General features: G+C 62.0%; 21 protein-coding genes. 7 read left to right on the top strand and 14 right to left on the bottom strand.

Translation table 11 applies throughout. The features are described 5' to 3' along the window. Positions 1-55: 55 nt before the first annotated feature. On the top strand, positions 56-1765 hold the full coding sequence (locus NKH49_RS01265; protein WP_352472299.1) for a trimethylamine N-oxide permease: 1710 nt from the start codon (positions 56-58) through the stop codon (positions 1763-1765). Between the two features lie 146 nt (positions 1766-1911). On the opposite strand, the gene msuE is transcribed toward NKH49_RS01265, so the two are convergent. The 3 genes from msuE to NKH49_RS01250 form a co-directional block, all read right to left on the bottom strand. Then, the gene (msuE, locus tag NKH49_RS01260; protein ID WP_352612283.1) at positions 1912-2472 is read right to left on the bottom strand and encodes an FMN reductase; all 561 of its coding nucleotides are present in this window, start codon (positions 2470-2472) and stop codon (positions 1912-1914) included. Positions 2473-2588: 116 nt separating this feature from the next. Continuing rightward, positions 2589-3944 carry an LLM class flavin-dependent oxidoreductase gene (locus tag NKH49_RS01255; protein WP_352455214.1) on the bottom strand — a complete coding sequence of 452 codons (1356 nt, stop codon included), beginning with the start codon at positions 3942-3944 and terminating at the stop codon, positions 2589-2591. A 134-nt stretch (positions 3945-4078) separates the two neighbouring features. Further along, positions 4079-5572 (bottom strand): aldehyde dehydrogenase family protein, encoded by a 1494-nt coding sequence (locus NKH49_RS01250; RefSeq protein ID WP_352472296.1) that lies wholly within the window; start codon positions 5570-5572, stop codon positions 4079-4081. A 177-nt stretch (positions 5573-5749) separates the two neighbouring features. Between NKH49_RS01250 and NKH49_RS01245 the strand changes: the two genes are divergently transcribed. Both NKH49_RS01245 and NKH49_RS01240 read left to right on the top strand, forming a co-directional pair. Further along, positions 5750-6121, top strand: a complete 372-nt coding sequence (locus NKH49_RS01245) for a DUF4258 domain-containing protein (protein WP_352472295.1) — start codon at positions 5750-5752, stop codon at positions 6119-6121. Further along, positions 6114-6572, top strand: coding sequence for a helix-turn-helix domain-containing protein (locus NKH49_RS01240; RefSeq protein WP_352455217.1), 459 nt, complete (start codon positions 6114-6116; stop codon positions 6570-6572). The genes NKH49_RS01245 and NKH49_RS01240 overlap by 8 nt, the downstream gene beginning before the upstream one ends. 58 nt (positions 6573-6630) lie before the next feature. Here NKH49_RS01240 and NKH49_RS01235 read toward each other — a convergent pair whose 3' ends face one another. From NKH49_RS01235 to NKH49_RS01210, 6 genes are all read right to left on the bottom strand, one after another. Continuing rightward, positions 6631-9765, bottom strand: a complete 3135-nt coding sequence (locus NKH49_RS01235; RefSeq protein ID WP_352472294.1) for an efflux RND transporter permease subunit — start codon at positions 9763-9765, stop codon at positions 6631-6633. Positions 9766-9973: 208 nt separating this feature from the next. Further along, positions 9974-11122: an efflux RND transporter periplasmic adaptor subunit gene (locus tag NKH49_RS01230; RefSeq protein WP_352542218.1), complete on the bottom strand. Its 1149-nt coding sequence runs from the start codon at positions 11120-11122 to the stop codon at positions 9974-9976. A 62-nt stretch (positions 11123-11184) separates the two neighbouring features. Further along, positions 11185-11793 carry a TetR/AcrR family transcriptional regulator gene (locus NKH49_RS01225; protein ID WP_352612708.1) on the bottom strand — a complete coding sequence of 203 codons (609 nt, stop codon included), beginning with the start codon at positions 11791-11793 and terminating at the stop codon, positions 11185-11187. Between the two features lie 238 nt (positions 11794-12031). Further along, complete coding sequence (locus NKH49_RS01220) at positions 12032-13672, bottom strand: acyl-CoA synthetase (protein WP_352612278.1); 1641 nt, start codon at positions 13670-13672, stop codon at positions 12032-12034. Positions 13673-13762: 90 nt separating this feature from the next. Then, positions 13763-14077 (bottom strand): type II toxin-antitoxin system RelE/ParE family toxin, encoded by a 315-nt coding sequence (locus NKH49_RS01215; RefSeq protein ID WP_352472289.1) that lies wholly within the window; start codon positions 14075-14077, stop codon positions 13763-13765. Positions 14078-14094: 17 nt separating this feature from the next. Continuing rightward, on the bottom strand, positions 14095-14340 hold the full coding sequence (locus NKH49_RS01210; protein ID WP_352612275.1) for a type II toxin-antitoxin system ParD family antitoxin: 246 nt from the start codon (positions 14338-14340) through the stop codon (positions 14095-14097). 146 nt (positions 14341-14486) lie between these two features. Between NKH49_RS01210 and NKH49_RS01205 the strand changes: the two genes are divergently transcribed. From NKH49_RS01205 to NKH49_RS01190, 4 genes are all read left to right on the top strand, one after another. Continuing rightward, entirely contained in the window at positions 14487-15452 is a 966-nt protein-coding gene (locus NKH49_RS01205; protein WP_352612273.1) for a sugar-binding transcriptional regulator, read from the top strand. An 81-nt stretch (positions 15453-15533) separates the two neighbouring features. Continuing rightward, a complete protein-coding gene (locus NKH49_RS01200; RefSeq protein WP_352612271.1) occupies positions 15534-17588 on the top strand; it encodes a bifunctional aldolase/short-chain dehydrogenase in 2055 nt (684 codons plus the stop codon). A gap of 72 nt (positions 17589-17660) precedes the next feature. Further along, positions 17661-17918, top strand: a complete 258-nt coding sequence (locus tag NKH49_RS01195) for a type II toxin-antitoxin system RelB/DinJ family antitoxin (protein ID WP_352472285.1) — start codon at positions 17661-17663, stop codon at positions 17916-17918. Between the two features lies 1 nt (position 17919). Beyond that, positions 17920-18192, top strand: coding sequence for a type II toxin-antitoxin system YafQ family toxin (locus NKH49_RS01190; RefSeq protein ID WP_352502059.1), 273 nt, complete (start codon positions 17920-17922; stop codon positions 18190-18192). An 18-nt stretch (positions 18193-18210) separates the two neighbouring features. Here NKH49_RS01190 and NKH49_RS01185 read toward each other — a convergent pair whose 3' ends face one another. The 5 genes from NKH49_RS01185 to NKH49_RS01165 all read right to left on the bottom strand — a co-directional run bounded on the left by NKH49_RS01185 (position 18211) and on the right by NKH49_RS01165 (position 21427). Then, positions 18211-18660 carry a GNAT family N-acetyltransferase gene (locus NKH49_RS01185; RefSeq protein ID WP_352612268.1) on the bottom strand — a complete coding sequence of 150 codons (450 nt, stop codon included), beginning with the start codon at positions 18658-18660 and terminating at the stop codon, positions 18211-18213. Continuing rightward, the gene (locus NKH49_RS01180) at positions 18657-18932 is read right to left on the bottom strand and encodes a DUF4440 domain-containing protein (RefSeq protein WP_352472318.1); all 276 of its coding nucleotides are present in this window, start codon (positions 18930-18932) and stop codon (positions 18657-18659) included. Before NKH49_RS01180 ends, NKH49_RS01185 begins: the two co-directional genes overlap by 4 nt. 10 nt (positions 18933-18942) lie before the next feature. Further along, positions 18943-19089: a hypothetical protein gene (locus tag NKH49_RS01175; protein WP_352472319.1), complete on the bottom strand. Its 147-nt coding sequence runs from the start codon at positions 19087-19089 to the stop codon at positions 18943-18945. Between the two features lie 240 nt (positions 19090-19329). Next, the gene (locus NKH49_RS01170) at positions 19330-20385 is read right to left on the bottom strand and encodes a substrate-binding domain-containing protein (protein WP_352472282.1); all 1056 of its coding nucleotides are present in this window, start codon (positions 20383-20385) and stop codon (positions 19330-19332) included. A gap of 46 nt (positions 20386-20431) precedes the next feature. Beyond that, positions 20432-21427 (bottom strand): ABC transporter permease, encoded by a 996-nt coding sequence (locus tag NKH49_RS01165; RefSeq protein ID WP_352472281.1) that lies wholly within the window; start codon positions 21425-21427, stop codon positions 20432-20434. Positions 21428-21434 lie beyond the last annotated feature (7 nt).

Genomic DNA, 21434 nt, shown 5'->3' with positions numbered 1-21434 from the left:
CGCGAGATTGCGGCTGTTGCCGATGGGGAACATCAAAAATGGGGAATCCACGTAAATGAGCACGATAGTCACCACCTTGGTGCCGCCTGCCGAAGGGCAGCTGCACCGGAACATCGACTGGCGCGGCGCCTTCTGGGTGGCAAGCGGCGTTCCGGCCCTTGTCCTGTTTTCGATCGGCGGCATCGCCGGCACCACCGGAACACTGGCCTTCCTGATCTGGGCCGTATCCATGGTCATGGGCTTCCTGCAGTCCTTCACCTATGCGGAGATCGCCGGGCTGTTCCCGAACAAATCCGGCGGCGCCTCGGTCTACGGCGCCACCGCGTGGCTGCGCTATTCGAAATTCATCGCGCCGCTTTCGGTGTGGTGCAACTGGTTCGCCTGGTCGCCGGTGCTGTCACTCGGCTGCTCGATCGCCGCCGCCTATATCCTCAACGCACTGGCGCCGGTGCCGCTGTTCACCGACACTTCGCCGGAAGTCGCCGCCTATATTGCGGCCCATGCCGGAACCAGCGCCGCTGACGCCATCACCGCGGTCACCGCGGCGGCGACGCCGGCGATCCGTAACTGGACGCTCTACGGTCACACGCTTGGCCCGGTTTCCTTCACCTTCAACGCCACCTTCTTCATCGGCGCGGTGCTGATGCTGATCATCTTCTCGATCCAGCATCGCGGCATCCTGGGCACGGCCAACGTGCAGAAATATATCGGCCTGCTGGTCATCATCCCGATGCTGATCGTCGGCGTGGTGCCGATCGTCACCGGCCAGATCAACTGGGCAAACTTCTCGCCGCTGGTGCCGCTCGCGGCAGCCTATGCGCCGGAGCCCGGCGCGTGGAACATCGCCGGCTGGACGCTGGTGCTCGGCGGCATGTTCATCGCGGCATGGTCGACCTACGGCTTCGAGACCGCGGTCTGCTACACCTCCGAGTTCAAAAACCCGGGCACCGATACCTTCAAGGCGATCTTCTATTCCGGCCTGCTGTGTATGCTGCTGTTCATCCTGGTGCCGTTCACCTTCCAGGGCGTGCTCGGCTTGAACGGCATGCTGGCGACGCCGATCGTCGACGGCTCCGGCGTTGCCGATGCGCTGGCCGGCATGGTCGGCGGCGGACAACTGATCCACAGCCTGCTGGTGATGCTGATGATCCTGGCGCTGGTGCTCTGCATCATGACGGCGATGGCCGGCTCCTCGCGCACGCTCTATCAAGGTTCGGTCGACGGCTGGCTGCCGCGCTATCTCAGCCATGTCAACGAGCACGGCGCACCGACGCGGGCGATGTGGACCGACCTGATCTTCAACCTGATCGTGCTGGCCATCGCCTCGGCCGACGCAACGAGCTTCTTCTTCATCCTCGCCGTGTCGAATTGCGGCTACATCATCTTCAACTTCCTTAACCTCAATGCCGGCTGGATCCACCGCATCGACAATGGCCACATCGCGCGGCCATGGAAGGCGCCGAGCTGGGTGCTCGGCCTCGGCGCCATCTTTGCCTACGTCAACGCGGTCTTCATGGGCGCCGGCGCCAAGGTGTGGAACCCGATGGCATTGTGGGCCGGGCTGATCACGGCAGCCTTGATCATCCCGGTGTTCTGCTTCCGGCACTACATCCAGGATAAGGGCAAATTCCCCGACCACATGCTGGCCGATCTCGGCATGAGCTCGTCCGACCTTGCGGTGAAAAAGGCGGGGATGCTGCCCTATCTGACGCTGGTCGCCGGCGTCGTGGTGATGCTGCTCGCCAACTGGCTGTTCGTCATCTGACGGCTGCGTTGAGGGATCGGGCGCGCAAGGCGCGCTCGATCCCTGCATTTTGTTCTTGCTTTGTGCCGGCAGCTATGCTAGTAATCTTAGTATGGTGCTGATTCGCCCCGAGACCCGCCGCTGAGGCGGGTTTTTCTTTTTAGGGGCTATTCGGCAGCGGTGCCGGCGCGGGAGCGACCGCCAAGCGCTGCACCGATATCCTCGAGGACCTGTCCGACGCGCGCCAGGATCGTCTCGGACGCAAGCACGCCGTCGATGAAATCCCTGTCCGAAGCGTAGATCGCGGTCGGCAGCGTAAAGGCCTCGAAGAAGCCGAACAGCGGCCTCAGCTGGTGCTCGATGATCAGCGCATGCCGGTCGCCGCCGCCGGTCGCCAGCAGCACCACCGGCTTGCCCCTGAGCGCCGTCGGGTCGACAAGATCGAAGAAGTGTTTGAACAGGCCGGTATAGCTGCCCTTGTAGGTGGGCGAGCCAACGACGAGCACGTCCGCCGTGACGACGCGCTTGAGGATATCGCCCGCTTGCGCATCCAGTTCACGCGCCCATTTGGCGCCACCGAGGCTGGGGCCGAGGTCGACGACGTCATGCGTGCTGGCGGCCAGGCCATATCTGCCGGCTACCTCGTTCACGATACGATCGACGAAGCCGCGCGTCTTGGACGGCCGGGTAAAATTGCCTGAGAAACCGACAACGGCCGGATTGGTCATGATGCAAAGCCCTCGCGATGATTTCGGGCTGCCAGCCCGCTGCTCATGACCCTATGGACATTCGGACCGAACGAAAAGAAACGGATGCTTGCCGCGGTCTAAAATCATTACCGGTTCTAACCAGCTTTGCGGATCGCTGCCGTCTCAGGTTGGAAGAACCGGTTTGGCGGCCGCTTCAGGCCAAGATTTTCGCGCAGGGTCGATCCTTCGTATTCGCTCCTGAAAATGCCGCGCCGCTGCAATTCGGGCACGATTTTCTCGACGAAATCATCCAATCCGGCGGGAAGATAGGGGAACATGACGTTGAACCCGTCCGAGCCTTCGGTGACCAGCCATTCCTCCATCTCGTCGGCGATGGTTTTCGAAGTGCCGACGAAGGCAAGACCGGAATAGCCGCCCAGCCGCTGCGCAAGCTGCCTGACGGTCAGGTTTTCCTTGCGCGCCAGTTCGATGACGCGCTCGCGGCCGCTCTTGCTGGCGTTGCTTTCCGGGATTTCGGGCAAGACTGAATCCGGATCGAACCGCGACGCGTCGTGGCCGAGCGCGATCGACAGCGAGGCGACGCCGCTCTCGTAGTAGACGAGGCTGTCGAGCTTGGCCCGCTTCGTCTGCGCCTCCTCGACGGTCTCGCCGACAATGACGAAGGCGCCGGGCAGGATCTTGATGTCGTCGCGCGACCGGCCAAGTTTTTGCGCACGTTTCTTGACGTCGGCAAAGAAGCGCTGCCCCGAGGCGAGATCGGCATGGGCGGCGAAGATCACCTCGGCCGTTTCCGCCGCGAGCTGCCGTCCGGCCTCCGACGCGCCGGCCTGCACGATGACCGGCCAGCCCTGCACCGGCCGCGCGATATTGAGCGGTCCCCGCACCGAAAGATATTCGCCCTTATGGTCGAGCACATGCAGCTTCGCCGGATCGAAATAGAGCCCGCTTTCGGCGTCGCGGATGAAGGCATCGTCGGCAAAACTGTCCCACAGGCCGGTGACGACATCGTAAAACTCCCGCGCCCGGCGATAGCGCTCGTCGTGCTCGACATGCTCGTCGAGGCCGAAATTCAGCGCGGCGTCGGGATTGGATGTGGTGACGATATTCCAGCCGGCGCGCCCGCCGCTGATATGGTCGAGAGAGGCGAAACGACGGGCGATGTGGTACGGCGCGTCGAACGTCGTCGAGGCGGTTGCGATCAGCCCGATACGATCGGTGACGGCGGCAAGCGCCGACAACAGCGTGAACGGCTCGAAGGACGTGACCGTGTGGCTGCGCCGCAGCGCCTCGATCGGCATGTTGAGCACGGCCAGGTGGTCGGCCATGAAGAAGGCGTCGAACTTTGCCGCTTCCAGCCTTTGCGCGAAGTGCTTGAGATGCGCGAAATTGAAGTTGGCGTCGGGATAGGCGCCCGGGTAGCGCCAGGCGCCGGTATGAAGGCTGACGGGCCGCATGAAAGCGCCAAGCCGCAATTGTCGATTTTCTGCCATGGAAAAACGCACCGATGACGACGAGCGTAACGCTCCAATTGCTCGAGCATGGGATGGCTTTGCGGCCATGGGAAGGAATTCTGTTTTGCAAAACCGGCGTCGGGGAGCATTTTTTTGTGCGGGCGGCGGACCGATCAATCGATCTTGATGAACACGCCCTTGGTGTTAAGATATTCGGCGAGGTGCTCGGCGCCGCCCTCGCGGCCGTAGCCGCTCATCTTGTAGCCGCCGAAGGGCACGGCCGGATCGATGGCGTGATAGGTATTGACCCAGACCGAGCCGGCGCGGATCTTGCGCGACAGCTGGTGGGCGGTGGCGAGATTTTGGGTGAAGACCCCTGCAGCCAGGCCGTAAGGCGTGTTGTTGGCCCGCTCGACTGCCTCGTCCAGCGTATCGAACGGCAAGGCTGAAATCACCGGCCCGAAGATCTCCTCACGGGCGATCTTCATGTCGTCCGAGACGCCGGCAAAGACGGTCGGCGCGACGAAATTGCCGGCGCCAAGCGCGCCTTCCACAAGCCGGGTGCCTCCGGTGACGAGTTTCGCCCCTTCCGCGGTGCCGGCCTCGAGGTAACCGGTGACCCGTTGCAGCTGCTTTTCGGAGACGAGCGGACCGATCTCGGTCGCCGGGTCGATGCCGTCGCCGACCCTGAGACCCTTGGCGTATGCCGCGAGCCGCTCGACGAACTCGTCATGGACGGGCCGTTCGACGAAAAGGCGCGAACCGGCGATGCAGATCTGGCCGGAATTGGCGAACACCGACATCGCCGCCACCGGCACCGCCTTGTCGAGATCGGCATCGGCGCAGACGATGACCGGCGACTTGCCGCCGAGCTCCAGCGAGACGCGCTTGAGATTGCCGGCCGAGGCCCGCACGATCGACTGGCCGGTCGCCGTCGAGCCGGTGAAGACGATCTTGTCGACGCCCATATGCTCGGCGAGTGCGGCACCTGCCTCGGTGCCGGTGCCGGTGACGATGTTGACGACGCCTTCCGGAACGCCGGCCTCGTTCATGATGTCGGCGATCAAAAGCGGCGTCAGCGGCGCCTCTTCCGATGGTTTCAGCACGATGGTGCAGCCGGTCGCCAGCGCCGGGCCGATCTTCCAGATCGACGCCGCCGTTGGCGCGTTCCAGGGAATGATGGCGCCGACGACGCCGACCGGCTCCTTGCGGGTGAAAGAGACGATTTCGCCGGGCAGCGAGTTGTCGATCGTCTCGCCGTGCAGCGCCGTCGCCATGCCGGCATAGTAGCGCAGCATGCCGATGACCCGGTTGCGATTGGCGCGGGTGCGTATGATCGGCATGCCCATGTCGGTGGTGTCGGAGCGGCTGATCTCTTCCCAGTGCTTTTCGAAGAGGTCGGCGATCCTCAGCAGCAGCACCTGGCGCTCATAAGGCTTGAACCGGCTCCACGGGCCCTCGAACGCCTTGCGCGCAGCAGTCACCGCCAAGTCGATGTCCTGGCGGTCGGCGCGCGGCACCGTGGCGATGACCGCGCCGGTGGCGGGATTGCGGCTCTCCGTGGTCCGACCGGAGCGGGCATCGACCCAGCCGCCGCCGATGAACATCCGGCGATGGCGCCCGTCGATCGGCAGCCGCAGCGGTGCCTTTGTCTGAGCTATGGTCATGACTGTCCTCCAACCACGCGCTAGTCTTAATAGCCGTGTCGTCCTGTGTTCGGTAGCGAATTTGTCACCACCCAACGGGCGTCAATGGCATGCCGCTTGTTTATTGACGTTCAGCACTTATGTAGGTATCACCATGATAGATGAAGCACCGGAAGGAATGCCATAGAAGGGGGATTTGTGACGATCACGCAACCTTGGGATGCCGGCCGTGCGACGATTGAAATAAGATCTATCGCGAGAAATCTGAAACTAAACATCTCGTACAAGCTGCATGCGCAGGATCGGCTTTCCGAACGCGGCTTGATCATGTCTGATGTGCTGCATGCGCTCAAGTTTGGAAATGTGTACCAACCACCTGTGCCCGCAACCCGGCCGGGTCATTTCCGTTATCGCGTGGAGTGCAAGACACCGAACAGCGGGAGTCGATCCATCGGGGTCGTTATCATCCCTTCCAAGAACGGATGTCTCGTCAAAGTTATTTCGGTCATGTGGATCGATGAGTTCGAGCGAAAAGCGGGCTCGATAATTGGAGTTGAAGCTGATGAATAACGCACACCACTACACAGAAAGCGGTCTGCTCAACGTTTACATCGAAGGCATCGCCGTTGAGGTGGATGACGATGGCGACGACATCATCACGATTCCTGCTGTGAATGAACTGCATCAAGTAATCGCGCTTGGGATCGTAAGCCATGCCAAGGGCATGAGCGGGGACGAGCTTCGTTTCCTGCGCTCCGAAATGGGTCTGACCCAAGCTGAATTGGCCGCCATGGTCCACCGTGACAAGCAGTCGATTGGCCGATGGGAGCGCAACGAAATCGACATTGACAGCTCGGCTGAGGCCCTGGTGCGTCGTTTGGCAATCGAAAAGCTGGGGCTGCCTGTTGACGCGGGAATCGATGAGTTGTCGCGTCGGAGCGTTCCTACCGCGGACGAGCAACCGATCAAAATACAGAAAATGAATAACGATGCTCGGCCGTACGAACTGATTGCGGCCTGACCCGACCCTGATAACCCCGCCTCGGCGGGGTTATCTATGGAAGACGTTCGCTCGACCGCTATTCGGCCGCCAGGGCCAGTTGCGGCCTTTCGTTCTTTTCTTCCGTCTCGGCCGGCTGCTCCACCACCTTCTTGGGCTCCCTGCCGAAGAACAGCGCATAGGCTGCCGGCAGGACAAGGATGGTCAGCACCGTGGCGACGAGAATGCCGCCCATCATGGCGTAGGCGAGCGGCCCCCAGAAGACGCCACGCGAGATCGGGATCAGCGCCAGCACCGCCGTCAGCGCCGTCAGCACGATCGGCCGGAACCGGCGCACCGCCGAGCCGATGATGGCCTCGGAACGCTCCACGCCGGCGGCGATGTCCTGGTCGATCTGATCGACCAGGATGATCGAGTTGCGCATGATGATGCCGAGCAGGGCGATGACACCGAGGATGGCGACGAAGCCGAACGGCGCGCCGCTGATCAAAAGTGCCGCCGCCGCGCCGATGATGCCGAGCGGACCGGTCGCCAGCACCAGCATGGCCTTGCCGAAATGCTGCAGCTGGATCATCAGCAGCACGACGATGACGGCCAGCATGATCGGCGCTTTCGCCGCAATCGAGGCCTGGCTTTCGGCCGCATCCTCGGCGCCGCCCTGGATCTCGATCTTGTAGCCGGGTGCGAGGCTGGCGCGCAGGCCCTGCATGTCGCTGTACATTTTCATGGCGACATCGTTCGGCTGCACGCCGTCCGGAAGCGTGGCGCGTACGCTGATGGTCGGCAAGCGGTCGCGCCGCCATTCGACGCCTTGCTCCAGCACCGGGACTACCTTGGCGACCTGCGACAGCGGCACGGAGCCGCCGAAATCGGTCGGGATGTAGACGGAGTCGACCGCCGACAGCAGGTGACGGCTTGCCTCCGGCTCACGGGCGACGATCGAAACCGTCTCCTCGCCGTCGCGGAAGTCATCGAGCGGCGCTCCCGACATGGCCGCCTGCAGCGTCTGGCGGATGCGCTGCGAGGTGACGCCGAGCGCACGGGCGCGATCCTGGTCGATCACCAGCTTCATCGTCGGCACCGGCTCCAGCCAGTCGTCGTGGATGGCGCCGAGCAGCGGATTTGCCTGGAACTTCGCCTTCACCTCGTCGGCGATGCGGCGCACCTCCTGGCGATCCGGACCCATGACGCGCATCTGCACCGGCCAGCCGGTCGGCGGACCAAGGAACAGGCGGTCGACCTTGGCGCGGATCGATGGGAAATCATTTGCCAGGATGGTGCGCAGCTTGACAATCAGCCGCTCGCGGGCCGGTTCGTCATTGGCCATCACCAGAAGCTGGGCGAAATTCGGGTTGCGAAGCTGCTGGTCGAGCGGCAGGAAGAAGCGCGGCGCGCCTTCGCCGACATAGGTGGCGATGAAGCGCTTGTCCTTGTCGTCCATCATCCTGGCTTCGAGCGCCTTGGCCTGGGTCTCGACTTCCTTGATGCTGGTGCCTTCCGGCAGCCAGAGGTCGACAAGGATTTCCGGGCGCGACGATTGCGGGAAGAAATTCTGCGGGATGAACTGGAACGCCCACAGGCTGGTGGCAAACGTCATCAGCGTCATCACCAGGACGATGATGCGGTGGCGCACCGCCCATGCAACGGTCGAGCGAAGACGGCGGTAGAAGCGCGTGTCGAAGACATCGTGATGGTTGCCGGCGTGCTTGCGCTGCTTCAGGATCATGTGGCCGAGCCATGGCGTGAAATAGACCGCCGCGAACCAGGACACGACCAGCGCGATGCCGACGACGTAAAACAGGGTGCGCACATATTCGCCGGCGGTCGAGGCCGCGAAACCGACGGGGATGAAACCGGCCGTGGTGATCAGCGTGCCGGTCAGCATCGGGAAGGCGGTCGAGGAATAGGCGAAGCTCGCCGCCTCGACCTTGACCAAGCCTTCCTCGAGCTTTCGCTCCATCATTTCGACGACGATCATCGCGTCGTCGACCAGGAGGCCAAGGGCGATGATCAGCGCGCCGAGCGAAATGCGCTGCAGGTCGATGCCGAGCTCGTACATGATGGCGAACGTGGCGGCCAGGACCAGCGGAATGACGATCGCGATCACCAGGCCCGAGCGCCACCCGATCGACAGGAACGATACGAAAAGCACGATCAGCAGCGCTTCGCCGAGCGCTTCCATGAACTCGCTCACCGCCTCCTTCACGACATGCGGCTGGTCGGAAATCTGATCGACCGAAACGCCATAGGGCAGCGCCTCTTCGAAGCGCTTATAGGTCGCTTCGACGTCCTTGCCGACGTCGGTGACGTTGAAGCCCTTGGCCATGACGACGCCGAGCTGGACGCTGTCGTGACCGTTGAAACGGTATTTGCGCTGGTACGGATCCTCGAGGCCGGAGGTCACGGTGGCGATGTCGCCGAGGCGCGTCACCTGGTTGCCGGCGCGCAGGCGAAGCTCGCGGATGTCGGCCGCCCTGGTGACATCGCCCTCAACCGAAATGCGCACCGAACGCTGGCCGGTGTCGACCGAACCTGCCGGGTCGACATTGTTCTGGCCTTGGATCGCATTCTGCAGGTCGGTCAACGTCAGGCCGCGTTCGGCAAGCACCTTGGATGAAACGTCGATGTAGAGCTTTTCCGGCTGGTCACCGATGATCACGGCCTTCTCGACACCGGGCGTCGTCAGCAGCATGTCACGCGCCTGGATGGCGAATTTCTTCAGCTCGGGATAGCTGTAGCCGTCGCCGCTGATCGAATGCAGGGTGATGAACGTGTCGCCGAATTCGTCATTGAAGTAAGGCCCGAGCAGCCCCTGCGGCAGCTCATTGGCGATATCGCCGACCTTCTTGCGCACCTGATAGAAAGCATCGGCGACCTGCGCCGGATTGGTGTCGCCCTTGACCTGCAAGGTGATGATGGCGCTGCCGGCGCGGGTGTAGGAGCGGACGAAATCGAGGTGCGGCGTTTCCTGCAGCTTGCGCTCGATCTTGTTGACCACCTGGTCCTCCATCTCCTTGATCGAGGAGCCTGGCCAGATCGCCTGGACGACCATGACGCGGAAGGTGAAATCGGGGTCTTCCTTCTGGCCCATGCGCATCAGGCCGAGTGCACCGGCGACGATGATCAGCCCGAACAGGAAGCGGGCAATGCTCGGATGGCCGATTGCCCAGCGCGAAAGATTGAAAGACCGCTTTTCATTGGTGTCGATGGTCATCGGCGTCAGTCCGTTTCAATTTGATCAACAGAGCACGCGCTTTCGCATGCCCAAGGAACTTCCGATGTGGGCTTCCGGGCGGCGTGGCTTTCCGAGTTGAGAGATCTACATCGCGGTGGGACGCGAGGATCGACGTGGGGGTTACATCGACCTGAGATCTCGAAAATCGGGGGCGCCTGCCGCCCGGAAACCGTGAATTGCCTGGCCGTCAGCGCAAGCGCCTTGCAGCGTCATCGGCCGACGCCGACTGTTGCGCTGCATCACCGGTCAGCTTGACTTTCAGATTCTCGGTCATGAACTGCGTGCCGGCGGCGACGACGACGTCGCCCGGCTTCAGCCCATCGGCGACGCTGACGCCGTCGGGGGTGAAGGCGGCGACCTTGACCGGATGCGCATGGACGGTCCCGCCGTTGCGGTCGACTGTCCAGACGATCGATTGGCTGTCCTTCTGCGCCAACGCGGCCAGCGGGATCGACACCAGCTGCTGCCGGTTGTCCACCGCGGCTTCGATGGAGGCGGTCATGCCTAGCAGCACGCGAGGATCGTTGGGCAGGCTGACGCGAACGGCAAAGGTGCGCGACTGCGGATCGGCGCTGCCGGCGACTTCGCGGACCTTGCCGTCGAGCGTCAGCGCCTCATCGGACCAGAAGCCAGCCTTGACGGTCTTGCCCGGCTTGAATTCGGCAATATCGGTTTCCGGAACAGCGATCAGGACTTCCTTCTCGCCGTCGATGGCAACGGTCACCACCGGCGTGCCGGAGCCGACAACCTGGCCGACATCGGCGGCAACTGATGTGACGATGCCGTTCTTGTCCGCCTTGAGATCGGTATAGCGGACCTGGTTCTGTGCCTGGGCAAGCTGCGAGCGGGCGGAGTCTCGCGTGGCGACCGCCTGATTATAGGCGAGCGTCGCCTGCTCGAGCTGCGACTTCGGGGCGAAATTCTTGGCGTAGAGCTGTTCGGCCCGCTTGCGCGTAAGCTCGACTGTCTCGACCTGACGGTCGGCAGCATCGAGGCTGGCCTGAGAGCTTCTCACCGAGAGCTCGTAGTCGGTGGGATCGACGCGGGCGAGAACGTCACCCGGCTTGACGCGGTCACCGATGTCGACAAGGCGCTCGGTGATCTTGCCGTTGATGCGAAAGCCGAGATTCATCTCGGTGCGGGCACGCACCGATCCGGAATAGGAAAGCTGACGGGTATCGCTCGCCTTGGCGATCTCGACCACCTTGACCGGGCGGATGATCTCGGTGACCTCGGCTTTCTCCTGCGAGCAGCCGGCGAGGCCGAGAGCGGCAACGACAATCAGTGCCAGGCCGGCGGCCGGTCGCCTGTAGGTGATGGACTTGGACAAAGACACTTTTCGTACTCCCGAATTGTGGAGATGAATTGCCGACATCACCGCCCGACGGGCGGCAATGGTCATTTCTTCAAGGCTCTGATGGCAAACTCGGTAAGCTCGTCCGGCGTCGCCCGGTTCTTCTTGGCGAGGCACTGGGCCATCATCTGTGGATGAGAGAGGCTGATAATGGCAGCACCGAAACACCGGGAAGCGACTACCGGATCCTGATCGACGAACTCGCCGGTGGCGATGCCCTCGCGGATCACGTCAGCGACCAGGTCGTGGATGCGGTCGATGTGCTTTTCGATGACATGCCAGTCGCGCTCGATGGCGACGATGACCATCTCGTGCACCTTCTCCTGGTCGATCATGGTATCCAGCGTCCACTGATAGTGCGTATGCACGTAGCGGCGGAGCTTTTCGCTGGCGGTGCCGGAACCATGGCAGGCTTCGTAGCTCAACCGGTAGCAGGTCTCGAGCATACGGCCGCAAACCGCCTGATGGATTTCCACCTTGGAGGCGAAGAAGCGGTAGATGTTGGCAGTCGACATGCCGAGTTCGCGCGCAATGTCGGCGACGTTGGTCTTGCCGTAGCCGTAGTGGCGGAACAATCGCTCCGCGCAATCCAGGATGCGCGTGACATTTTCCTGGCGGGCGGAATCGGCGGTGGTGTCCAGGGTTTCAAGCATCTCGTTGGCCAAATTTACGACTGACGAATTTAGAATTTCGTCACTCGTAAATTGAAAACCATCACCTGTCAAGGCACCATTTTGGCTACTAGTGACAGATGGTGACATCCCCGGACGGAGTTGGCCCACGAAACGCATGGGGTTTCCGCCGGGCGCGCCTGCAACGCCGCCCCGTGTTTTTTTGCGAAGGATCTTGAAAAGATGCTTTCCGAAATCGGTTCCGTTTTCGGATCAGGCCCTAAGGCTGCTTTGCCATCTCCCGCAGCCGGAACTTCTGGATCTTGCCCGTCGAAGTCTTCGGGATTTCCGCGAAGATCACCGCTTTCGGCACCTTGAAGCGGGCGAGCAGCGCGCGGCAGTGCTCGATTACCTCCGCCTCGGTCGCCGCCTTGCCCGGCTTCAGCTCGACATAGGCGACCGGCACCTCGCCCCATTTGTCGTCGGATCGGGCGACAACGCCGCAAGAAGCGACGGCGGGATGCTTGTACAGCGCCTCCTCGACCTCGATCGAGGAGATGTTTTCGCCGCCGGAGATGATGATGTCCTTGGAACGGTCCTTGAGCTGGATGTACCCGTCCGGGTGCATGACGCCGAGGTCGCCCGAATGGAACCAGCCGCCGGCAAAGGCCTCGTCGCTCGCCTTGCGGTTCTTGAGATAGCCTTTCATGACGATGTTGCCGCGGAACATCACCTCGCCGATCGTCTCGCCGTTGGCCGGCGTCTCTTGCATCGTCTGCGGGTCCATCACCGTCAGGCCTTCGAGCGCGGCATAGCGTACGCCTTGCCTGGCCTTCTTCGCCGCCCTCGCCCCTTTCTCCAGCAGGTCCCACTCGCCATGCCATTCGTTGACGACGGCCGGGCCATAGGTTTCGGTCAGGCCGTAGAGATGGGTGACGGCAAAGCCCGCATCGGCCATGCCCGACAGCACCGCCTCAGGCGGCGGCGCCGCGGCGGTGTTGAAGGTGACGGTCTGCGGGAATTGCCGCTTGTCCTCGTCCAAGGCGTTGATCAGCACCGACATGACGATGGGTGCACCGCACAGATGGGTGACGCCGTGATCGGCGATGGCGTCGTAGATCGGCTTCGGCCGCACCCAGCGCAGGCAGACATGCGTGCCGGCCTGCACGGCAAGCGTCCAGGGAAAGCACCAGCCGTTGCAGTGGAACATCGGCAGCGTCCACAGATAGACCGGGTGCTTGCCCATCCCGGCATGGATGGTGTTGGCATAGGCCATCAGTGCCGCGCCGCGGTGGTGACAGACGACGCCCTTCGGATTGCCTGTCGTGCCGGAGGTGTAGTTGAGCGAAATGGCATCCCATTCATCGTCCGGCATCGACCAGGCGAAATCCTCGTCGCCGTCGGCGACAAACGCCTCGTAGTCCAGCGTGCCGATCCGCTCGCCCTTGGCATAGGGCGCATCGGCGGCATAGTCGGGATCGTCGTAATCGATCAGCAGCGGCCTGACCTTGGCCAGCGTCAGCGCTTGCCGAACCACGCCGGCGAATTCGCGGTCGACGATCAGCACCTTGCTTTCGGCGTGATCGAGCTGGAAGGCAATGACGGCGGCGTCGAGGCGGGTGTTGAGCGAATGCAGCACCGCCCTGGTCATCGGCACGCCGAAATGCGCTTCCAGCATCGGCGGTGTGTTCGACAGCATGACGGTGACGGTGTCGCCCTTGCCGATACCGCGCTTCGCCAGCGCCGAGGCAAGCCTCAGCGAGCGCTTCCAGAAATCGCGATAGGTCGTGCGTTGGCGGCCATGGATGATGGCGGTCTGGTCGGGAAAGGTTTTTGCCGCCCGCTCAAAATAGGTGAGCGGCGTCAGCGGCTGGTGGTTGGCCGGATTCCTGTCGAGATCCTGTTCGTAGGGATTGCCCATCCCGTCCTCCGCAATGTCTGGTCGAGCCTTCTTACCACCAGATCCTGAGCGCGTACTGGATTCGTGCACCGCCATCAGACACTTCGCCCATTACTTGGGACGCCCCTCCCCGCCCTCACCCTCCGGCCACAAAGCGTCGATGTCCCGATGCCCTTCCACGATATTCGCCACTTCGAAAAAGTCGCCATTATAGCGGAAGAAAATCACGTATCCCCTGAAAGCGAAACTTCGGACGTCCGGCCGGAGTTCGGGACGAGCACGACCAATCGTCGCCGGCAAGCTCGCCAGATCACGGCATTTCTGGCGCAGAGCATCCACAAAACGCCCGCCAATAAACAGGCTGCCGCTTTCACGAGTGAGGTATTCAAGGATATTGACCAAATCTGCTTGTGCCGACGGCAGCATGCGCAGCCGTGGCACTCCTAAAAGCCTTCCCTTGCGAGTTGCTTGGCCTTGGCTTCCAAGGCGGCGTCAATATCCTGCTCGGTGGCTTCGCCGCCTTCAGCAAACGACTTGTCCACCATGGCACGGAGCGCCTTCAGCTTTTCCTCGCGCTCTTCGACAAGGCGCAGGCCCTCGCGCACGACTTCGCTGGCAGAACCGTAGCGGCCGCACTTGACGATGTTGGAAACAAAGGTTTCCCAACGCTCTCCCAATGATACGTTCATTGTCGGACCTCCTGATCGGTTTATTGTACCGAGATAACAATAAATGCGCAATTACTGACATCCGGAATGCCAGGTGTCGGATCAGGTGCGCAGCCTAAGGTTTGACTTTTGTCGAGAGCCGTGAATAATGTCAGCGAGGAGATGGCATGGCGATCCGACCGGCAGAACAGCTTATCCACAAGGCCGCCTGGCTTTACTATGCACACGGCCTGCGCCAGGACCAGGTGGCCAGCCAGCTCAAGATTTCCCGTGCCTCGGTGGCGATGTATCTGCGCAAGGCGCGCGAGACCGGCATCGTCAACATCTCGACCTCGACCCAGCTTTTCACCGACGACGTGCTGGCGCGCAAGCTGGAAGACGCGCTGAAGCTCGACGCGGTCTGGATCGCGCCGGAAAACGGCTATGTCGCCGACCCCTCGACCGACATCGCGGTGCTGGCGGCAAGCGTCTTTCTCGAGCTGGTCAGGAAGGGCGACCGTATCGGCGTCGCCTGGGGGCGGACCATCTACACCATCGCCGACATCATGTCCTATGCCGATCTGCAGGACGTCACCGTGGTGCAGCTCTGCGGCAATCTGGGCGCCCCCTATTCGTACCGGCCGGACCAGTGCACCATGGAAATCGCGCGCCGGCTCAACGCCAAGGGACTGAACTTCTACGCGCCGCTGGTTCTGACGACGGAAGAACTGGCACGCGGCCTGCGCGCCGAGCCGGTGATCCGCGAGCAATTGTCGGGCATCGGTGAGTGCGACCTGGCGCTGTATTCGGTCGGCTCGGTGGACACCGACAGCCATCTGGTCAAATGCGGCGCGCTGACCGAGAGCGAAATGGCTGCATTGCGCAAGGCGGGTGCGGCCGGCGTCATTGCCGGGCAGATCATCGACGCCCGAGGCCAGGCGCTCGACTGCAGCTACAACCGCCGGCTGATTTCGGCAGAGCTGTCATCGCTGCACAGCATCGAAAAGCGCCTTGTGGTGGTGCAGGAGGACAGCAAGTTCGAACCGCTCGTCGCGGCGATCGCCGGCGGGCTCTGCACCCATCTGGTCGTAGGCGCGCGCATGGCGCGACGGCTGCTCGACCATGCCGGAGCAGCAGCAAAAGAGGTCGCCTGATACCTAGAGCCGCCGACGCATTGTCATCAAGGCGTCGCGGTATTCCTGTTCACAACAAAAGAGAAATCGGACGAAGCTGACATGAAGAACCTGTGGAATGACGGCGAGGCGGAGAAGCTGGTCGCCGACTATGCAAAGAAGGGTGTGGCCCGCGACCTGGCGCTGCGCGTCTATACGACCAGGCTGCTGGGCGGCGAGCCGCGGCTCGTCCTCCATGGCGGCGGCAATACATCGTGCAAGACCAAGGCCACCGACCTTGTCGGCGACGAATGGGACGTGCTCTGCGTCAAGGGCAGCGGCTGGGACATGGGCGTCATCGAGCCGCAGGGCCTGCCGGCGGTCAAGCTCGGCGCGCTGTTGAAGGCGCGGTCGCTCAAGAAGCTCTCCGACGAGGACATGGTCGCGCTGCAGCGGGCGAACCTCATCGACCCGTCCTCGCCCAACCCTTCGGTCGAGACGCTGCTGCACGCCTTCCTGCCGCACAAATTCGTCGACCACACCCATTCGACGGCGATCCTGGCCATCGTCGACCAGGAGGACAGCGAGGCGCTGAGCCGGAAGGTGTTCGGCGAGAAAATGGGATTCGTGCCTTACATCATGCCGGGCTTCGATCTGGCCAAGGCGGCCGCCGATGTATTCGACGCCGATCCGACGGTCGAAGGCCTGATCCTCGACAAGCACGGCATCTTCACCTTCGGCGACGATGCCAGGCAGGCCTATGACAGGATGATCCATTATGTGAACGTCGCCGAGGATTTCATCGCTGGGAACGGCAAGCCGCGCACCGAAAAGGTGGCACTGCCGGCCAGGCTGGCGAAGCCCGCGGAGATTGCGCCGATGCTGCGCGGCGCAGCGGCGGTGGCACGCGGCGAAGGCCGCTTCGACCGCATGATCAGCGATTTCCGCACCTCGGATGCGATCGTCGATTTCACCAATTCGGCAAAAATTGCCGACTATGCCGGACGCGGCGTGTCGACACCCGACCTGTCGATCCGCATCAAGACCGGACCGATGGCACTGCCGGCGCCCAACGCGGACAAGGTCGGCGACTACAAATCCGTCATCCGCCAGCATGTCGAGAAATTCGCCAAGGACTATCGCGCCTATTTCGAAACCAATGATGCACTCGACGACGTGAAGCGCACCATGCTCGACCCGATGCCGCGGCTGACGCTGGTGCCCGGCCTCGGCATGTTCGGCCACGGTCGCACGCTCAAGGATGCGAAGATCGCCTCCGACGTCGGCGAAATGTGGATCGAGGCGGTACGCGGCGCCGAAGCCGTCGGCGATTTCCGCCCGCTCTCCAAAGCCGACCTGTTCCCGCTCGAATACTGGTCGCTGGAACAGGCCAAGCTCGCCGCCAACAAGCCGAAGCCGCTGACCGGCCAGGTGATGCTGGTCACCGGCGGCGCCGGCGCGATCGGTGCTGCCACGGCAAAGCTGTTCGCCGACAACGGTGCCCATGCCGTCGTCGTCGATCTCGATGGGTCAAGGGCTGCCGAGGCGGCAAAAAAGGCCGGTAACGGTTCGATCGGCATTGGCGCCGACATCACCGATCCGGTGCAGATGCGCGCCGCCTTCGACAAAGCGGTCGACGTCTACGGCGGCCTCGACATTCTCGTCTCCAATGCCGGTGCTGCCTGGGAGGGCCGGATCGGCGAACTCGACGACGCCACCTTGCGCAAGAGTTTCGAACTCAATTTCTTCGCCCACCAGTCGGCGGCGCAGAATGCCGTGCGCATCATGCTGGAACAGGGCACCGGCGGCGTGCTGTTGTTCAATACCTCCAAGCAGGCGGTCAATCCGGGGCCGAAATTCGGCGCCTATGGCATTCCCAAGGCGGCAACGCTGTTTTTGTCCAGGCAATATGCCCTCGACTACGGCGCGCATGGCATCCGCTCCAATGCCGTCAACGCCGACCGCATCCGTTCGGGGCTGTTGACCGACGCCATGATCGCCAGCCGCTCGGGCGCGCGCGGCGTGTCGGAGAAGGAGTACATGTCGGGCAACCTGCTCGGGCAGGAAGTGACGGCAGAAGACGTGGCCCAGGCCTTCCTGCATCAGGCGCTGGCCGAGCGGACCACCGCCGATGTGACGACGGTCGATGGCGGCAACATCGCGGCGGCGTTGAGGTAGGCGCGATCGGGGATCACACTTGCGTAATTGGTATTTTGTAGCTACATTGTGGCTCTCTTAAGGAGTCACAACATGGCAACGGATACCGTGGTCCGCGCTCGGATCGATACGGCGACAAAGGATCAGGCAACGGAGGCCTTGGCGGCAATGGGATTGTCCGTTTCCGACGCCATTCGCCTGCTGCTGGTCCGCGTCGCCGCCGACAAGGAATTTCCCTTCCCGGTGAAAGTGCCGAACGCAACGACTCGAAAGGCCATGACCGAATTGGAACGTGGCAAGGGCAAGCCTTTCGCCTCGGCCGATGAGTTGTTCAAGGATTTGGGAATGTGACGTGCTGACGCCCGTTCGCTCTGGGCAATTCCGTCGCGACGTGAAACGTGCGGAGAAGCGGGGCAAAGATCTTGGCAAGTTGCGCGAACTGCTAGGCCTCCTGCTCGCCGGAGATGAGCTACCGGCGAGCTATAAGGACCACTCGCTGAAAGGCGATTGGAAAGGCTTTCGTGACGCTCACATAGAACCGGACTGGCTCTTGATCTACCGAGTTGCCGGCGATGAACTCCAGCTAGCTCGCACCGGCTCCCATTCCGATCTGTTCAACGAATAGCCGAAGCTGTCGCGAAACTTAGGAATTCTGCGACTGGAAAGGGAACGAGAAGCGATACACGTTGCTCTCCCGCCGCTCGAAACCAAGTTTCTGATATAAGGCGTTGGCAGCCTTTCGCGACGGGCGGGAAGTTAAGTCCACTGTTCTTGCGCCAGCCTCTTGTGCCTGCCTCAGCGCTTCTCGTGTCAGGGCTTCCGCGAAGCCCTGACCTCGATGACCAGCGTCAACAACGACATCTTCAATTATAGCCCTGATCCCCGTAGGGATTTCGAAGAGCACGAGCGTCAACATGCCAACGTAGGCACCCTCTTCCGAACGGGCTACGAGAAGAATAGTAGCAGGCGATTTTACGACCCTAGTGATGCTGTCGAATGTTGGGGTGGCTGCCTTCGTTGATAGTTGAGACACCAATTGGGAGATCGCTTCCGTCACGGTCGGAGTTGCCTCTGTCAAAACCTCAATCTTCACAAGCTACCTCTCCGAGGTTCGCAAATATCCGAAACTGACGACACATACGGAACAATCGTTCCTTGATGGAAGAGCATCTGCCATCGCCCATCAAAAAGCTTCCAGATCGAACTCCGAAGAGTCCTCCTCTCAGGCGTCCCCCCATCTGATCGGCGGATACTACGATATAGAACCAAGACAGCATCCGCCGCGATGGGCTTGACGGCGAAATCACGGATTTCAGGTAGAGTGGCTCTGCCCGAGTGCGTTTCTTGGAACAGAGAATCAATCACTACAGCTTTGTCATAAACCCGCCAGAACTGCCAAAATCCAAGAAATTTCCCCCAAAAATGGGGAGACGGCGTCCCGGGAAGAACGAACCTCTGGCCAGTGCAATTGCTGTTCGATCTGCTTAAAGACTTCAACATCAATCTCATTCGCTGACATCATCAGCCTTTCGCAAAACTCCCGATAAACCGATACTTTCGCGCATGATTTTTGCAACGTTGCAAAATCGGAACTGGCGACAATTAAATCCGGCAAACCCGCGGTGAAAACATCTTCGGCAAGACAAGAAGAGCCGCCTGCAACACCCTGCAGCAGGCGGCTCTTGGTTCCGAGTACGCGTCTAGTTCCACATGTCCGCCAAAGGCTTATAGCCTTGTCCGCTCTTTCCTTTTGCTTGAAACGCTACTTCGCGTTCGGGTTCGGCATCCAGGTCGGCATCGCGACATCGGCATGGGCGAATTGCGGCAGCTTGGCCGAGAGGTCCTCCATGTTCTTGATGTCCTTGTCGAGCAGATCCTTCTGGGTGATCAGCGTCGGCGGCACGATGACGTTGTGGCCGGGATCCTCGCCGGCCAGGAGCTGCGCCAGCGCACGCACCGAGACCTGGCCGACGACGGCCGGGTTGGTGGCGGCGGTTGCCGCCCAGGCGCTGTCCGGCTCGCGCATCGCGGCGATATCCGAGGTCGAGATGTCGGCCGAATAGATCTTGATGTCCTTGTTCAGCCCGGCCTCGTCGACCGCGATCTTCACGCCCTTGGCGAATTCGTCATAGGGCGCGAACATCACCTTGATGTCGGGATGGGCCGATAGCACCGAACGGGCCTGGTTGGCGACCGAATTGGCGATCGGATTGTCGAGCGTGCCGAACATGGCGGCTTCGTTGATGCCCGAATATTTCTTCTTGAATTCGACCCAGGTCTCGTTGCGGCGGTCGAGCGGCGCGATGCCGGCGACATAGACATAGCCGGCCTTCCAGCTCTCGCCATTGTCCTTGACCGCCTGTTCGAGCGCCAGGCGCGCGAGGTCGCGGTCGGACTGTTCGATCTGCGGGATCTTGGGGTTTTCGACATTGACGTCGAAGGCGACAACCTTGATGCCGGCGTCGACCGCACGCTGGGCGGCGTCCTTCATCGATTCCGTCAGTCCGTGCTGGATGATGATGCCCTGGACGCCGAGCGCGATAGCCTGGTCGACCATGTCCGCCTGAAGCGCCGCGTCCTGGCGGCTATCGAGCACGCGCAGGTCGACACCGAGCGCCTTGGCCTGCGCCTCGACGCCGGAAAGGTAGGCCTGGAAGAAGTCGCCGGTCGAGAGATAGCGGACCAGCGCTATCTTGACGGCACCCGGCTTGTCGAACGGCGCCGGCCTGTCCTGCGCTATTGCCGGCATCTGCATCAGCAATGTTGCGCCGGCAAGCCCGAGCGCTGCCTTCCCCAAAAGCCTTCTTGTGATGTTCACGTCGTTTCCTCCACTTGTTGAACCCAAAATATGACCCGGTCGAACCCTATCTCCTGCCCCTGCCGGAAAGGGCGAAGGTAAAGACAAGGGCGACCACGAGAACCACGCCCTTGACGAAATCCTGCGTGTAGTAAGGCGCGTTCATCATCGTCAGGCCTTGCAGCAGCACGCCGACAAACACCGCGCCGACAGCCGTGCCGAAGGCGTTCGGCTTGGCGGCGCCGAGAACCGCGTAACCGATGAGTGCCGCAGCCACCGCGTCGAGCAACAGATTATTACCCGAGGCGATGTCGCCGCGTCCAAGCCGGGCAGCGAGCAAAATGCCGCCGATCGAGGCAAAAACTCCCGAAATAACGTAGGCCCAGATTTTGTATGCCTTGACAGGCGCGCCGGCGAGTTCTGCGGCGCGTTCGTTGCTGCCGACCGCATACATCATGCGCCCGAAACGCGTGTATTCGAGAAAAAACCAGATCAGCACCGCCAGCACGAGCAGAACGACGACCGACACCGGAATGAGGTTCGGGATGAAGAAATCGAAGCGATGGCGGCCAAGCGCCAGGAACGCGGCGCCGAAGCTGCCGTTGGCGACCGAGCCGTCGGGCATGGTCATGCCGGTGGCGATCGAACGGCCTTCGGTCGGGATGCGCTGCAGGCCGACAAGCAGGAACATCATGCCGAGCGTCGCCAAAAGGTCCGGAACCCGCATATAGACGATCAGCCAGCCATTGATCAGGCCGACGACGGCGCCGATCACAAGACAGACGACGACCGCCACGACGGCGTTCTGCCCCAGCACCACCATGACATAGGCAGCCGCCATCATGGCGCTGGTGGCGACAGAGCCGATCGACAGGTCGAAGCCGCCGACGACCAGCGTGGCGGTGACGCCGAGCGCCAGAACGCCGGTGATGGCGACCGACTGGAAGATGAAGACAGCACTTTGCGGCGAGACGAAACCATCGGCAGCGACGGCGAAATAGCCGATCAGCCCGAACAACAGAACGATGAAGCCGTAGCGAATAGCATTGTCGCGCAGGATCATTCAGCGC

The organism is Mesorhizobium sp. M1088 (assembly GCF_040318575.1).
Taxonomy (GTDB): Bacteria; Pseudomonadota; Alphaproteobacteria; order Rhizobiales; family Rhizobiaceae; genus Mesorhizobium.
This window is presented reverse-complemented; position numbering and strand designations above follow the sequence as displayed.

What these genes read in the sequence shown, in the direction of transcription:
- NKH49_RS01205 (WP_352612273.1), top strand. Translation starts at nt 14,487, where the DNA reads ATGGCGATCCGACCGGCAGAACAGCTTATCCACAAGGCCGCCTGGCTT.
- NKH49_RS01175 (WP_352472319.1), bottom strand. Translation starts at nt 19,089, where the DNA reads ATGATGTCAGCGAATGAGATTGATGTTGAAGTCTTTAAGCAGATCGAA.
- NKH49_RS01255 (WP_352455214.1), bottom strand. Translation starts at nt 3,944, where the DNA reads ATGGCAGAAAATCGACAATTGCGGCTTGGCGCTTTCATGCGGCCCGTC.
- NKH49_RS01240 (WP_352455217.1), top strand. Translation starts at nt 6,114, where the DNA reads ATGAATAACGCACACCACTACACAGAAAGCGGTCTGCTCAACGTTTAC.
- NKH49_RS01250 (WP_352472296.1), bottom strand. Translation starts at nt 5,572, where the DNA reads ATGACCATAGCTCAGACAAAGGCACCGCTGCGGCTGCCGATCGACGGG.
- NKH49_RS01210 (WP_352612275.1), bottom strand. Translation starts at nt 14,340, where the DNA reads ATGAACGTATCATTGGGAGAGCGTTGGGAAACCTTTGTTTCCAACATC.
- NKH49_RS01225 (WP_352612708.1), bottom strand. Translation starts at nt 11,793, where the DNA reads ATGCTTGAAACCCTGGACACCACCGCCGATTCCGCCCGCCAGGAAAAT.
- NKH49_RS01265 (WP_352472299.1), top strand. Translation starts at nt 56, where the DNA reads ATGAGCACGATAGTCACCACCTTGGTGCCGCCTGCCGAAGGGCAGCTG.
- NKH49_RS01235 (WP_352472294.1), bottom strand. Translation starts at nt 9,765, where the DNA reads ATGACCATCGACACCAATGAAAAGCGGTCTTTCAATCTTTCGCGCTGG.
- NKH49_RS01215 (WP_352472289.1), bottom strand. Translation starts at nt 14,077, where the DNA reads ATGCTGCCGTCGGCACAAGCAGATTTGGTCAATATCCTTGAATACCTC.
- msuE (WP_352612283.1), bottom strand. Translation starts at nt 2,472, where the DNA reads ATGACCAATCCGGCCGTTGTCGGTTTCTCAGGCAATTTTACCCGGCCG.
- NKH49_RS01200 (WP_352612271.1), top strand. Translation starts at nt 15,534, where the DNA reads ATGAAGAACCTGTGGAATGACGGCGAGGCGGAGAAGCTGGTCGCCGAC.
- NKH49_RS01195 (WP_352472285.1), top strand. Translation starts at nt 17,661, where the DNA reads ATGGCAACGGATACCGTGGTCCGCGCTCGGATCGATACGGCGACAAAG.
- NKH49_RS01220 (WP_352612278.1), bottom strand. Translation starts at nt 13,672, where the DNA reads ATGGGCAATCCCTACGAACAGGATCTCGACAGGAATCCGGCCAACCAC.
- NKH49_RS01165 (WP_352472281.1), bottom strand. Translation starts at nt 21,427, where the DNA reads ATGATCCTGCGCGACAATGCTATTCGCTACGGCTTCATCGTTCTGTTG.